This is a genomic window from Nonomuraea sp. NPDC004354 (assembly GCF_053602555.1).
On record NZ_JBSGDV010000034.1, the window covers coordinates 31,531 to 45,386 of the forward strand.

The window sequence follows — 13,856 nt, forward strand, 5'->3', positions numbered from 1 at the left end:
CGTGACCAGGGTGCTCCACCAGGTCTTCCGCGGCCACGCGCAGCGCCAAGGAGACCACCCTGCCCTGGTCGAGGGCACGCGCGTGCTGACGTACGCCGAACTGGACGCCGCCTCCGACCGGATGGCCGCCGGGCTGCGCGCCAGAGGGGTCGGCCCCGGCGAGCGGGTGGCGCTGCTGCTGCCCCGATCCATCGGCCTCGTCACGGCGATCCTCGGGACGCTCAAGTGCGGAGCCTCGTACTCGGCTCTGGATCCCGGCTGGCCCGCCGTACGCGTCGAGGAGCTGAGCCGCCGGCTCGAACCGGCCGCCGTGATCGACGCCGGCGCCTACCCCGCCGTGGCGTCCGCCAGGGGCGCGCGCGTCGACGAGGACGTCGATGGCGACGACATCGCCACCGTGGTCTTCACCTCGGGCACCTCGGGCCGCCCCAAGGGCGTGCTCTCCCCCCACCGGGCGATCGCCCGGCTGTTCCCGCGCTGCGGTGCCGCCGACCTCACCGGCCGTCCGATCGTCTCGCTGTCCACGGCGGTGTCCTGGGACGGCTTCGCCCTCGAACTGTGGGGCGCGCTGTGCTCGGGCGGCACCGCCGTCGTCGTCACCGAGCCGTACCCGCTCCCGCAGAGGGTCCGTGAGCTGGTCGGCCGCGGCGGGCTGGACACGCTCTTCCTCCCGGCCTCGCTCCTCAACCTGTACGTCGACGAGGACCTCGACGCGTTCACCGGTCTGCGCCAGGTCATGACGGGCGGCGAGCGGATCTCCGCATTCCATGCGGGCAGGTTCGTGAACCGGCATCCCGACATCGCCCTGGTGAACTGCTACGGGCCCGCCGAATGCGGCATCCTGGTCACCACTCACCGTGTCACCGCCGAGGACTGCGCGCGGCGCGACGTCCCGATCGGGTTGCCCGCGCCGGACACACGGATACACCTCATCGACGGGGAGATGTTCACCGGCGGCGACGGCCTCGCCCGCGGGTACCTCGGCGACGCCGCGGGTACCGCTGAGAGGTTCGTCGAGATCGTCGTCGACGGGGACCGGACCCGTACGTACCGCACCGGCGACCGTGGCGAACGCGGGCAGGACGGCCTGCTGCGCTACCGCGGCCGACTCGACCGGCAGGTCAAGATCCGCGGCCACCGGGTCGAACCAGCGGAGATCGAGACGGCCGCGGACGCCCTCGACGGGGTGGTGCGGAGCGCGGCGGTGCCGCTCACCGGCTCGGACGGCACGACGACCGGTCTGGCGCTCTTCTACCAGGGAGAACGCCCGGCCCCTGGAGTGGAGGGCGAGCTGCGGGCCCGGCTACCGGGCTATCTCGTGCCGGCGCGGATCACGCGGGTGGACGGCTTTCCGCTGACCGCCAACGGCAAGACCGACCACGAGGCGCTCACCGCCACCCTGCTCGCCGGTCCCGCGAGGCCCGCCGCCACCGGCGAGACCTCCGTCGATCCCGATCCCCTGCTCGCCGATCCCGTGACTGCCGATCCCGTGACTGCCGATCCCGTGACCAAGGTCGTGGCCGAGGCGTTCGCTCACGTGGTCGGACTGCCGGAAGTACAGGTCACCGAGAACTTCTTCGCGCTCGGCGGCACATCGTTGGCCGCGGGCAGGCTGTGCGTCAGGCTGGGGGCCCGCCTCGGTGTCACGGTTCCCGTCTCGGCCGTGATGCGCCATCCGACCGCCGCGCGGCTGGCCGCGTGGCTGCGCACGCGGGGGGCCGGCGAGGATCGTGGAGAGCCCGGCACGCCGACGGCGGCCACGGCCGTCCCCCTCCTGCCCTCCCAGCTCGGATTCTTCCTCGCGGCCCAGATGCGACCCGAGGACGTCTCCGGCATGTGCCCGCTGGTCTGGGAGTACGAGGGGACGCTGGAACGGGCGGCACTGCAGGCCGCGCTCACCGACGTGGCGATCCGGCACGAGGCTCTGCGCAGTCGCTATTTCCTGCAGGACGGGCCGGTGGCGAAGATCGCGGCCGAACCGTACCCTGTCGAACTCCGGCTGGTGGAAGATCCCCACGATCTGCCGGCGGCGCTGATCCGGCCGCTCGACCTGGAATCCGGACAGGTGTGGCGCTCCGCCCTGGCCCCCGGCCGGTTCGGCATCGTGGTGCACCACATCGCCATCGACGGCTGGGCCGCCGGCCTGCTCGCCCACGACCTGTCAGTGGCGTACCGGGCCCGGCTCGACGGTCGCGCCCCTCGCTTCGGCGGTCCGGCTCCCGGTCTCGGCGAGGTCGCCCGCGCCTACCATCGCCAGGCCGACGTGACGGACCTCGACGCCCAGCGGGCCTACTGGAGGCACGCCCTCACCGGCCTGCCGGACCCCGGCCGGCGTGACGGCGTCGAGCCGGGCAGACTCGCCTCGGTGAGCCGGCCGCTGGCCGTCACGCGGCTCGACGAGAGCGCCCTGCGGCATCGCACCACCAGCACGGTCGTCCTGCTGGCCGCGTACGCGCGAGCCGTGGAAGCCCTGACGGGCGGGTCCGACCTCGCCGTGGGCGTGCCCGTGGCCCGGCGCAACGACGACGTCCTCGCCAGGTCGGTGACCTGCCTGATCGACATGGTGTGCGTACGGCTGCGCGGAGCCGGGGTCGCGGCCGCGAAGGCAGGGTTGGTGGACGCCCTGAGCCACCAGGACGTGCCCGCCTACGAGGTGGCCAGACTGGCCCGCCGGCGTCCGCTCTACACCACCGTCCTGGCCGTGCAGGACGCTCCCGAGCCGCGGCTCGACCTGCCGGCGGCGACGCGCTTCGTCTGGGCCGACACCACCCGGCTCGACGTCGACCTCGTCATCGAGTTCCTGCCCGGATCGGTGCTGCGGGTCAGTCATCGGTGCGAGGCCGTACCGGCGGATGTCGCCGCGGCCCTGTGCGACGCGATCGTCCGAGCAGTCGAGGAGCCACGATGACCGCACGACGACGGCGGCTCTGGGAGCAGTGGGTTCTCGATCCCGACGGCCCCTGGCACACCGTCACGTTCACGATCGACCTCGTGGGAGCCGTCGATCGGACCCGGCTCGAAGGGGCGCTCGCCGCGTTCCCCTGCCTCGAGGTTCCGGTTCCCGTACGGCTGACGCCGAGCTTTCTGGTGCGCGACCGCCGTGTGGTGGTGACGCTTCCCGCGCAGACCGCGACTCCCGGGGAGTTCGTCCAGGCGGTCGCGGACGCCTACGCGGGCCGGGCGGCGGCCGGCGGCGACGAGCCGACCGCGCGGGCCCGCGCCCACTGGCGGGACGTGATCACCGATCCTCCCGTGTCGCGGATACCGGTGGAAGGCAGCCCGGGCGCGGGTCCCGGCGTGATCAGGCACGGGTTCGAGGACGCGGCACCGGAATCCGTGCTCGCCGCGCTGGCGGCGGTACTGGGACGCTGGACTCGATCACGAGATCTGCTGATCGGCGTTCCCGAAGGTTTCGTCCGGATCGACATCGACGACACGGCATCCCTCAGCGACCTGGCGGACCAGGTGAGGGAACGCCGGGGGAGAGGACTCCGTCACGCGGGCGCCTTCCGGGACGGCGCGTATCAGGTCATGGAGGATGCCGGGATCCGGCACCTGCCCGCGGTTCACTTCGCTGACGCAGCTGCTCCGCCGAGGTTCGTCGACGCCGGGCCGCTGACGCTGATCCCCAGGGTGCCGCCGCACGGGGCGGTCGGATCGAGCCTCACCATCGGCATGGACGACACGTGCTTCGACGCCAGGGACATCGACGAGGCGACCGCCGAGCGGCTGCTCCACCAGGTGGAGCGGTTGCTGGCGGCCGACCCCCGTGACACCCTCTCCGCGATCTCGCTCATGGGGGAGGCCGAGCGGACGACGGTGGTCGGACGCTTCAGCCGTACGGCGGAGCCGGCCGCGAGCCGCCACGTGCTTCACGAGCTCATAGCCGGGCCCGACGACGCCGTGGCCGTGGTGTGCGGAACCGAGCGGATCACCTACGGACAGCTCGATCGCCGGTCCGCTCTGCTCGCCCGGCGACTGCGCGATCTCGGCGTGCGCGGCGAGGACGTCGTCGGGGTACGGTTGCCGCGCTCGGTCGACCTCATCGTCGCCTTCCTGGGAGTGCTCAAGGCCGGTGCCGCCTACCTCCCGCTCGATCCGGGCCATCCCGCCGATCGCCTGGCCTTCATGACGGCCGACGCGCGCGCCGAGATCGTGATCGACGGCGAGATGCTGGACGCCCTTCGATCCGGCGGCGTGCCGGCCGCTCCTCATGGGAGGCGGCAGGCGGAGGCGGGGCCCGACCGGCTCGCCTACGTGATCTATACCTCCGGATCCAGCGGTCGCCCCAAGGGGGTTCAGGTCGAGCACCGGCAGATCGTCGCGTCCACCCTCGCCCGTTACCCCGTCTTCCCCGGTCCGATCGACTCCTACCTGGCCTTGGCCGGGCCGGCTTTCGACGCCCTCGGCGCCGGCGTCTACCTGACCCTGACAAGGGCAGGCACGCTGGTCCTGCCCACGGACGACGAGGTCGGCGACCCCTGGCTGCTGGGCGAGCTCATCACGCGCGAGCGTGTGACACACGTCGACGGGGTTCCAGGACAGTACGCCGCGCTGCTGGACGCCGCTCCTGACTCCGTCGCCGGGCTGCGCTGTGCGGTGGTCGGCGGTGAGGTGTGCCCTCCCGCTCTCGTGACGCGCCACAACGAGGTGACGCGTGAAGCCGTTCTCATCAACGAATACGGCCCGACGGAGACGACCGTCTGGGCCACCTCGTACACCTGCGACCGCGGGAAGCCGCCCGCGAGGTCGGTGCCGATCGGGCGGCCGATGCCGGGTGCCCTCGCCTACGTCCTCGACGAACGGCTGGCGCCGGTTCCGATCGGAGTCCCCGGTGAACTGTGCATCGGCGGCGCGGGAGTCGCCCGCGGCTACGTGGGGCGGCCTGATCTCACCGCTTCGCGCTTCGTCGCCAACCCCTTCGCCGCCGGCGTCGTCTACCGGACCGGGGACCTGGTCCGCTGGCGACCGGACGGCGATCTGGAGTTTCTCGGCCGCATCGACGAACAGATCAACATGCGCGGCCTCCGTGTGGAGCCCGCGGAGATCGAGCAGGTCATCTCGAGGCACCCTCAGGTGCGAGAGGTGGCCGTCGTCGCGGCGCGCGCCGGTGATCACCATCGGCTCGACGCCTACGTCGTCGCCACCGGCGCGGCCGCGCTCAGCCGGCCGGAACTCAGCGCGCACACCGGCCGGTTCCTGCCTGCCTCCATGGTGCCCGCGACCTGGACGGTGCTCGACCGGATGCCGCGGACCGGCAACGGCAAGCTTGACCGGGCCGCGCTCCCGCCGCCCCGTGCGGCCGCTCACACGAGCGGGAAGGCCACGGGCAGCCCGGCGACCGCCGTGCAGCGCGCGGTCGTCGAGCTCTTCACCACGTCGCTGGGCGAGGACAGCGACCTGAGGACCACCGTTCCCGCCTGGACGGGGCAGTTCTTCGGACCTGCCGACCTGACCGCGCGCTTCCGGCTCCGGTTCGGCGACCGGGTGCCGCCGATAACCACAGGACTCAGCGCCGGCCGGCTGGCCACCGCCCTGCGGCGCCTCGACTCCACGGATCGTTGATGGCACGCGACCCCTCCGGCACCGGCTACGACCTCGCGGTGGTCGGACTGGGCTACGTCGGAATGCCTCTGGCGAAGGAGGCCGTGGCAGCGGGGCTCCGCGTCGTCGGCTTCGAAGCCGACCCGCGAAAGGTGGACGCCCTCAACGCCGGCCGGTCGTACGTCGACGACGTGACCGACGCCGACCTCGAGCACATGGGGCAGGCCGGCGGCTTCCGCGCGACAACCGACGAGAGCGTGCTGGCCCGCAGCCGGACGATCGTCATCTGCGTGCCCACCCCGCTCGACGACGACCATCGCCCCGACCTCTCCGCGGTGGAAAGCGCCGCTGTGACCATCGCCAGGAACCTGAGCGCCGGCACGCTGGTCGTCCTGGAGTCCACCACCTGGCCCGGCACGACCGACAAGGTCGCCCGCCCGATCCTGGAGACCTCCGGCCTCCTGGCGGGGACGGATTTCCACCTCGCCTTCTCTCCTGAGCGCATCGACCCGGGCAATCCCAAGTACGGCCTGCGCAACACCCCCAAGGTCGTCGGCGGCCACACCGACACCTGCCTGGAGGTGGCCTCGGCGTTCTACGCGCGGTTCGTCCAGCAGATCGTGCCGGTCAGCGGCACCCGCGAGGCGGAGATGGCCAAGCTCCTGGAGAACACCTACCGGCACGTCAACATCGCGCTCGTCAACGAGATGGCGATCTTCTGCGACGAACTCGGCATCGACCTGTGGGAGGCCATCGAGGCCGCGGGCACCAAGCCGTTCGGCTTCCAGAAGTTCCTTCCCGGGCCCGGCGTCGGCGGGCACTGCATTCCCGTCGACCCGTCGTACCTGTCGTACGCCGTACGAAAGCTGGGCTACCCGTTCCGGTTCGTGGAACTGGCTCAGGAGATCAACGAGCGCATGCCGTCCTACGTGGTGGCCCGCGCGCAGCGGCTGCTCAACCGGTGTCGCAAAGCCCTCAACGGTTCCACGGTGCTGTTGCTCGGCGTCACCTACAAAGCCGACATCGCCGACGAACGCGAGAGCCCGGCCCTGCCCGTCGCGCGGGCGCTGCTGGAGTTCGGCGCCGATCTGGTCTACATCGACCCGTACGTCAAGGAGTGGCAGGTGAACGGCAGCGCGGTGCCACGCGCGGAAGACCTCGCGACGGCGGTCGCCGGAGCGGACCTGACGGTGCTCCTGCAGCAGCACGCCACCTTCGACCTGGAGATCATCGAAGATCAGGGCAGGCTCGTCCTCGACACCAGAGGGGTGCTCACCGAGGGCGAGCGCGTCGAACGACTCTAGGAACCGTTTCCCGTACCGCCGGGCCGCGTCCGGCCCGGGTGTCAGAGGACGGCGTCGAGGAGGAGAGCGCCCGCGCCGAGCAGCGCGACGTCCTTGCCCGCCCGCGCCGGCGCGATCTCCAGGTCGCGGGTGGCCAGCGGCAGGCAGCGCTCGTACACCGCCGCCCTGATCGCCGCGATCAGCGGCTCGGCCGCCGACAGGCTGCCGCCGACGGCGATCACGTCGGGGTTGAAGAAGTTGACGAGCACGGTGAGGACCTCGCCGATCAGCCGTCCGGCGCCGCGCACCAGGCTGGTCGCCTCGGGCACCGCGTCGCTGACCAGGCCGATGATGTCGGCGGGCCGGTCGACCACGATGCCAGCCTCGGCCAGCGCGGCCATCAGCGCGGCGCCGCTGGCGTAGGCCTCCAGGCAGTCGGGGTGGCCGCACGAGCACATCACCGAGGGGTCGGTGCGGACCCTGACGTGGCTGATGTCGCCCGCCGCGCCCCTGCCTCTGTGCAGGTGGCCGTTGACGATCACGCCGCACCCTATGCCGGTGCCGGTCTTGAGCACCATGAGGTTGTCCGAGCCGGGCCACGAGCGGGCCTCGCCGACGGCCATGAGGTTGGCGTCGTTCTCGACGAGCACCGGCAGGTCGTAGCGGGCGCCCAGGTGCTCGGCCACCGGGTAGTTGTTCCACCCCGGCATGCGGGAGGGGCCGACGACACGCCCGGAGGCCGGGTCGACCGGCCCTGGGATCCCGGTGCCGACGCCGCGCAGCGGCATCCCGGAGGGGGCGCGCGTGCGCAGCAGGTCGTCGAAGGCGTCGGCCATCCAGTCGAGCACCGCCTCGGGGCCGGCCGCGATGTCACAGGCCCGTTCCTGTACGGCGAGCGGTGTCCCGCTCAGATCGAGCAGGCCGAGCCGTACGTGATGGGAGCCGAGGTCGGCGACCGCCAGCAGGCCCGCGCTGGGGGCCAGCCGCAGCCGGCGGGGCCTGCGTCCGCCGCGCGAGGTGCCTGAGCCCTCCTCGACCAGCAGCCCGGCTTCGAGCAGCTCTTCGACCCGCAGCGACACGCTGGAGGCGGCCAGGCCGGAAAGCCGCGCCAGATCGGCGCGTGACTCGGCCTGGCCGGTGGCGACGAGCCGCAGCAGTTCCCCCTGCGCCCCCGTCACGGGCAGCCGCTCTTTGCCAGACATGAGCAGATGAATACCACGCTTTACCTTCGTACGACAATGTGTTGACTTAGCGCGAAATCATCCATTACGGTCCGCCATATCTTCGATATCGAAGGAAGTGTCGCGGGATACCTGGCAAAGAGGGTTCCGTGACCGTGGGAGGACTGGATGATTCGGGTACGAGGGCTGAACAAGTGGTTCGGCCGGCACCACGTGCTGCGCGACATCGACCTCGACGTCGCGCGCGGCGAGGTCGTGGTGGTGATCGGCCCGTCGGGTTCGGGCAAGTCCACGCTGTGCCGCTGCCTCAACCGGCTGGAGACGGCCCAGAAGGGCGAGATCGCCATCGACGGCGCGCCCGCCCCGCTGGAGGGCCGCGAGCTGGCCAGGCTGCGCGCCGACGTCGGCATGGTCTTCCAGTCGTTCAACCTCTTCCAGCACAAGACCGTGCTGGAGAACATCACGCTCGCCCCGATGAAGGTGCGCGGCGTCGGCCGTGACGAGGCCGAGAAGACCGCTCGCGACCTGCTCGACCGCGTCGGCATCGGCGCGCAGGCGGGCAAGCTGCCGGGACAGCTGTCCGGCGGGCAGCAGCAGCGCGCCGCCATCGCCCGCGCCCTGGCCATGCGGCCCAAGGTCATGCTCTTCGACGAGCCGACCTCCGCCCTCGACCCCGAGATGGTCGGCGAGGTGCTGGACGTCATGACCGGCCTGGCCGCCGACGGCATGACCATGGTCGTCGTCACCCACGAGATGGGTTTCGCGCGCAGGGCGGCCGACCGCGTGGTGTTCATGGCCGACGGCCAGATCGTCGAGGAGGGCGCTCCCGCGGCCTTCTTCGACGCCCCCCAGACGGACCGGGCCAGGGACTTCCTGGCCAAGGTACTCACTCACTGAACGCAAGGGATGGTGCCCATGAAGAAGATGGTCGCTGTCGTCGCCGTGTCGCTGCTCGGCCTCGCCGCCTGCTCGAGCACGGAGTCCACCGGCAGCCCCGCCGTGCCAGGAGAGGCGAAGCCCGCCGCCAACGACCTGCTCGCCAAGGCCCCCGTCGCCGACGCCGCCGCGATCCTGCCCGGCTCGACGATGGAGAAGATCAAGAAGCGCGGCGAGCTCCTCGTCGGCGGCTCGCTCGACGCCCCGCTGCTGTCACAGCAGAACCCGGTCAGCGGCGAGGTCGAGGGCTTCGACGCCGACATGGGCAAGGCCCTGGCCAAGTACATCATCGGCGAGCCGAAGGTGAAGATCGTCAACTCGGCCTCGGAGACGCGTGAGGCGCTGCTCAGCAACGGGACCGTCGACGTCGTCTTCCAGACGTACACGATCACCCCCGAGCGGGCCAAGCAGGTCGCCTTCGCCGGGCCGTACTACACCTCCGGCCTGACGATCGCCGTCAAGAAGGGCGCCACGGGCATCGCCAAGCCCGAGGACCTCAACGGCAAGAAGGTCATCGCGGGCGCCAACACCCCGGCCATCCCCGCGATCAAGAAGCTGGCGCCGCAGGCGGAGATCATCACCTTCGGCAGCGACCCCGAGTGCATGCAGGCGCTCAAGCAGGACCGGGGCGTGGCCTACGTGCAGGACGAGACGCTCCTGATCGCCAACGCGCAGAAGGACCCCTCCATCCAGGTGGTCGGCAACCCCTTCACCCAGGATCCGTACGGCATTGGCCTCAAGCACGGCGACGACCAGTTCAAGTCGTTCGTCAACGACTGGCTGAAGAAGACGCAGAGCACCGGCGTCTGGCAGCAGGCCTGGAAGAACTCCATCGGCACCGTCGTCCAGGGCGAGGCGCCCGCCCCGCCGCAGATCGGCTCGGTGCCGGGTTCCTGATGTCCGTCCTCCTGGACCACCTGCCCGAACTCTGGCAGGGCCTGGTCGTGACGCTCCAGCTCACCGTCGCGTCCTTCGTCGGCGCGGCGGTGCTCGGGGTGCTGGTCACCGCGATGCGGGTGAGCCCGGTCGGCGTGCTGCGCGCCATGGGCACCGCCTACGTGGAGGCGTTCCAGAACCTGCCGCTGCTGGTCCTGCTCCTGCTGGCCTGGTTCGGCCTGCCAGAGATCGGGATCAAGGCGGGGCCGATGGTGACCGCGATCGTGGTGATCTCGGTCTACGAGGCCGCCTACGTGGCCGAGGCGCTGCGTTCGGGCGTCAACGCGGTCGGCCAGGGCCAGGGTGAGGCGGCCAGGGCGCTCGGGCTGACGTTCCGGCAGTCCCTGTGGTACGTCATCCTGCCCCAGGCACTGCGCACGGTCGTCCAGCCGCTCGGCAACATCCTCATCGCGCTCACCATGAACACCGCGCTGGCCGGCGCGATCAGCGTGGTCGACCTGACCGCCGCGGCCAACAGGGTGAACCTGATGGAGGCCCAGCCCATCCCGATCTTCGTCGGTGCGGGCCTGATGTACGCGCTCATCGCCGCCGTCATCGGCTTCACGACGGGACGGCTCGAGCGACGGCTGGTGATGATCCGATGAGCAGTGTCCTGTTCGACGAGCCGGGGCCGCGCGCCAGGCGCAGGATCCGGGTCGCCACCGTCCTGGGCGTCCTGGTCGCGCTCGCGCTCGCCGCGCTCGCGATCCGCCAGTTCGCCGCCAACGGGCAGCTGGCCTACGAGCGCTGGCAGCCGTACGCCACCTGGCCCATGTGGCGCTACCTGCTCAACGGCCTGTGGTCGACGGCGCTGGCCGCCGTGGTGTCGGCGGCGCTGTCCATGGCCCTGGGCCTGCTGCTGGCCCTCGGCAGGCTGTCCGAGCGGCGCTGGGTGCGCGGGCCGTCGGCCGGCTACGTCGAGGTGGTGCGGGTCATCCCGGCACTGCTGCTGGTGTACGTGGTGCTGTTCGCGCTGCCCAGATACGGCCTCGACCTGCCGCTGTTCTGGAAGCTCGTGGTGCCGCTGACCGTCTCGAACGCGGCCGCCTTCGCCGAGATCTTCCGCGCCGGCATCCTGTCGGTCGAGCGCGGGCAGACCGAGGCGGGCCTGGCCGTCGGGCTGACCCGCCTGCAGACCATGCGGATGATCGTGCTGCCGCAGGCCGCCCGCCGGGTGCTGCCGTCGATCGTCAGCCAGTCCGTCGGCCTGCTCAAGGACACCTCGCTCGGTTTCGTGGTCAGCTACGGCGAACTGCTGTACTCGGGCAAGGTCCTGGCCGCCTACAACGGCCTGCTCATCCAGACCTACGTGGTGCTGGCGCTGATCTACCTCGTGGTCAACGCCTCGCTGTCCAAGCTGGCCAGGGTCCTGGAGCGAAGGAGCAAAGCCCGTGCCTGAACCCGCCGTCCTCGCCGAGGTGGTCCGCTCGGGCTTCGTCGAGAGCGTCCACTACGGCAGCGCCGTCGGCCTCGGCCCCGACGGCCGGGTCGAGGTCGCCCTCGGCTGCGTGGACGCCCCTGTCCTGCCTCGCTCGTCGGCCAAGCCGTTCCAGGCGCTGGCCTGCCTGACCGCGGGCGCGGTCCTGCCGGGCCCGCGCCTGGCGATCGCGGCCGGCAGCCACACCGGCGAGGACTTCCACGTACGGCTGGTCGCCGAACTCCTCGAGGAGTACGGCCTCGGCCTCGGTCACCTGCGCTGCCCCGAGGACTGGCCGGAGGACGAGGCCACCCGCCACCGGCTGATCCGTGACGGCCACGGCAGGACGCGCGAGCGGATGAACTGCTCGGGCAAGCACGCCGCGATGCTGGCCGCCTGCGTCGCCAACGGCTGGGACGTGGCCTCCTACCTCGACCAGGACCACCCGCTCCAGCGCCGGGTGAGGACGGCCGTGGAGGAGCTGTCAGGGGAGAGGGCCGCCGCGGTGGCCGTCGACGGATGCGGCGCGCCCCTGTTCGGGCTGTCTCTGGCCGGCCTGGCCGGGGCGGTGCGGGCGCTGGTGCTGGCCGCGCCGGGCAGCGCGCCCCGCCAGGTCGCCGACGCCATGCGGGAACACCCCGAGTACGTCGGCGGCACCGGACACCAGAACACCGAGCTCATGCGCGCCCTGCCCGGCGCGGTGGTGAAGGGCGGCGCAGAGGGCGTGCTGGTCGCGGCGCTCGGCTCGGGCCACGCCGTCGCCGTCAAGGTCATCGACGGCAGCCCCAGGGCCACGACGGCGATCGCGCTTGCGGTGCTGCGCCGGATGGGCTGCGACGTCTCGGACGCCGGCGCCTTCACCACGGTCCCGGTGCTGGGCGGCGGCGTGCCCGTAGGGCGGATCCACGCGGTGTAGGTGCTGGGCAGGCCCCGCACAGGTGCGGTGCCGGTGCGGTGCCGGGCAGGTCACGCGGCGACGATGCGGCGGCCGGTGATCCGGGTGGGCGTGATCCTGACGTAGAGCGTCCGGTCGCCGCCCGCCCACGGGGTCACCTCCGGCCCGGTCGCCTCGTGCCGCGCCGGACCCTGGACCAGCACGCTCCAGCCCGTCCGCATCGCGTCGTCGATCCTGTCGACCTCGAAGCCGACCATCCGTTCGACCCCTTCGAGACCCGTCCGCAGGTCCTCGTCCATCGGCCCGCCGTACGCGGTGCGGAAGACGATCGCCCCCTCGTCGAGGCGGTAGTTGACGGGCAGCACCGTCGGCCCGCGCAGCCCGTCGAACGCCACGCGGCCCACCCCGCCAGGCGCGATCAGCCGCAGGCACTCCTCGGCCGCGAGCGGCTCCAGCCGGGGGGCGGCCAGCGCCGGAGCGCCGCCCTGCGGCCGGTCAGGGACGTCGCCGAGCAGATCCCCGGTCGTGGTGTCCAGGGCGTCGGCCAGCCGCTGCAACGTCTCCATGCCGGGCGTGGCCGCCTGCGCCTCCAGGTGCCGCAGGTAGCCGGGGGACAGCCGCGCCCGCTCGGCCGCCTCTTCGGTGGTGAGGCCGAGGCGTTCGCGGTGGTGACGGACCCTGCGGCCCAGATCGCTGGTCATCGTGGGGCTCCTCCTCGTCGTCCGGTACGCCCCGACGCTACGGACGCCTCCGGCGGCCCGCCACGGCCGTCGGACATCGCGTCGCCGGGACCTCGGTAGGCAGCAGAAAAGGACTTTCGGCCCTGCCCGGCGGACGGGTCCGGATGGTGTGCTGGTGTCGGCACTCGGCACTGGGAAGGAACAATGCACCGCTCTCTCACCGAAGCCGATTCCGCGGAGGAGCCGGCAGAGGATCCGGTCAGGCCGCTCGACTACGTCTGGGGCGTGGCCCGCATCGCCGCCGGCTCGCTGTTCCTGTGGGCCTACGTGGACCGGGCGTTCGGCCTGGTCACGCCCGTCCATCAGGCGTGGATGTACGGCGGCAGCCCGACCTCGGCCTTCCGGCACGGCGGTCTGCCGGCGCCGGCCGGGCAGCCGTGGGTGGACGGGCTGTTCATGTTCGGGCTGCTCGGATTCGGTCTCTGTCTCGTGCTCGGCGTCGCCACCCGGGCGGTGGCCACGGCGGGCGGGATCACGCTGGCCCTCATGTGGACGGCCGCGCTGCCGCTGTCCGGCCGGCCGTTCGCCCACGAGTACATCGTCTACGCCGTCGGGCTGGCCCTGCTCGCCGTGGTCAGGGCGGGGGACACGCTCGGTCTCGGCAGGCTCGTCACCAGGCCGTACCTCAAATAGTCCAAGAAACGCCCACCCATCCGTGGTGGGCGGTTTGCCGTCCCGGTGGAAAACTTCCAGGTGTGTCCAACCCGCTGCTGCCACACATGCGGCTCGACGAGCTGCTGGAGGAGCTCCAGGTCCGGTTGAACGCCGTGCTGGCCACCCGTGACCGGGTGCACGCGTTGCTGGACGCGGTGGTGTCGGTGGGCAGTGGCCTGGATCTGGAGACGATGCTGCGCCGGATCGTGGAGACGGCGACCGATCTGGTGGACGCCAGTTACGGGGCGCTGGGCGTGGTGGGGGAGGAGC

General features: G+C 71.8%; 11 protein-coding genes and 1 pseudogene. 10 read left to right on the plus strand and 2 right to left on the minus strand.

Features of this window, described 5'->3' with window-relative positions; all coding sequences use genetic code 11:
• Position 1 precedes the first annotated feature (1 nt).
• Genes ACWENQ_RS44250 through ACWENQ_RS44260 form a run of 3 tightly spaced genes read left to right on the plus strand, consistent with a single transcriptional unit; the run spans position 2 to position 6,848 of the window.
• Positions 2-2,908, plus strand: coding sequence for an AMP-binding protein (locus ACWENQ_RS44250; RefSeq protein ID WP_452419562.1), 2,907 nt, complete (start codon positions 2-4; stop codon positions 2,906-2,908).
• Entirely contained in the window at positions 2,905-5,565 is a 2,661-nt protein-coding gene (locus ACWENQ_RS44255; RefSeq protein ID WP_452419563.1) for a non-ribosomal peptide synthetase, read from the plus strand. Before ACWENQ_RS44250 ends, ACWENQ_RS44255 begins: the two co-directional genes overlap by 4 nt.
• Positions 5,565-6,848: a nucleotide sugar dehydrogenase gene (locus ACWENQ_RS44260; protein WP_452419564.1), complete on the plus strand. Its 1,284-nt coding sequence runs from the start codon at positions 5,565-5,567 to the stop codon at positions 6,846-6,848. Before ACWENQ_RS44255 ends, ACWENQ_RS44260 begins: the two co-directional genes overlap by 1 nt.
• Before the next feature lie 41 nt (positions 6,849-6,889).
• On the opposite strand, the gene ACWENQ_RS44265 is transcribed toward ACWENQ_RS44260, so the two are convergent.
• The gene (locus ACWENQ_RS44265) at positions 6,890-8,029 is read right to left on the minus strand and encodes an ROK family transcriptional regulator (RefSeq protein ID WP_354915971.1); all 1,140 of its coding nucleotides are present in this window, start codon (positions 8,027-8,029) and stop codon (positions 6,890-6,892) included.
• Between the two features lie 147 nt (positions 8,030-8,176).
• On the opposite strand from ACWENQ_RS44265, the gene ACWENQ_RS44270 reads away from it, so the two are divergent.
• From ACWENQ_RS44270 to ACWENQ_RS44290, 5 genes are read left to right on the plus strand one after another with little or no spacing between them, the layout of a single operon-like run.
• A complete protein-coding gene (locus ACWENQ_RS44270) occupies positions 8,177-8,905 on the plus strand; it encodes an amino acid ABC transporter ATP-binding protein (RefSeq protein WP_449928902.1) in 729 nt (242 codons plus the stop codon).
• A gap of 18 nt (positions 8,906-8,923) precedes the next feature.
• Positions 8,924-9,841 carry a glutamate ABC transporter substrate-binding protein gene (locus ACWENQ_RS44275; protein ID WP_452419565.1) on the plus strand — a complete coding sequence of 306 codons (918 nt, stop codon included), beginning with the start codon at positions 8,924-8,926 and terminating at the stop codon, positions 9,839-9,841.
• Positions 9,841-10,485 carry an amino acid ABC transporter permease gene (locus ACWENQ_RS44280; protein WP_449928898.1) on the plus strand — a complete coding sequence of 215 codons (645 nt, stop codon included), beginning with the start codon at positions 9,841-9,843 and terminating at the stop codon, positions 10,483-10,485. Before ACWENQ_RS44275 ends, ACWENQ_RS44280 begins: the two co-directional genes overlap by 1 nt.
• Complete coding sequence (locus ACWENQ_RS44285; protein ID WP_449928896.1) at positions 10,482-11,279, plus strand: amino acid ABC transporter permease; 798 nt, start codon at positions 10,482-10,484, stop codon at positions 11,277-11,279. The genes ACWENQ_RS44280 and ACWENQ_RS44285 overlap by 4 nt, the downstream gene beginning before the upstream one ends.
• Positions 11,272-12,213: an asparaginase gene (locus ACWENQ_RS44290; RefSeq protein ID WP_449928894.1), complete on the plus strand. Its 942-nt coding sequence runs from the start codon at positions 11,272-11,274 to the stop codon at positions 12,211-12,213. Before ACWENQ_RS44285 ends, ACWENQ_RS44290 begins: the two co-directional genes overlap by 8 nt.
• A 50-nt stretch (positions 12,214-12,263) precedes the next feature.
• Here ACWENQ_RS44290 and ACWENQ_RS44295 read toward each other — a convergent pair whose 3' ends face one another.
• A complete protein-coding gene (locus ACWENQ_RS44295; RefSeq protein WP_452419566.1) occupies positions 12,264-12,893 on the minus strand; it encodes a helix-turn-helix domain-containing protein in 630 nt (209 codons plus the stop codon).
• 183 nt (positions 12,894-13,076) lie between these two features.
• Between ACWENQ_RS44295 and ACWENQ_RS44300 the strand changes: the two genes are divergently transcribed.
• Positions 13,077-13,565, plus strand: a complete 489-nt coding sequence (locus tag ACWENQ_RS44300) for a hypothetical protein (protein WP_452419567.1) — start codon at positions 13,077-13,079, stop codon at positions 13,563-13,565.
• 86 nt (positions 13,566-13,651) lie between these two features.
• Positions 13,652-13,856: pseudogene (locus tag ACWENQ_RS44305) on the plus strand (histidine kinase); the annotation flags it as partial.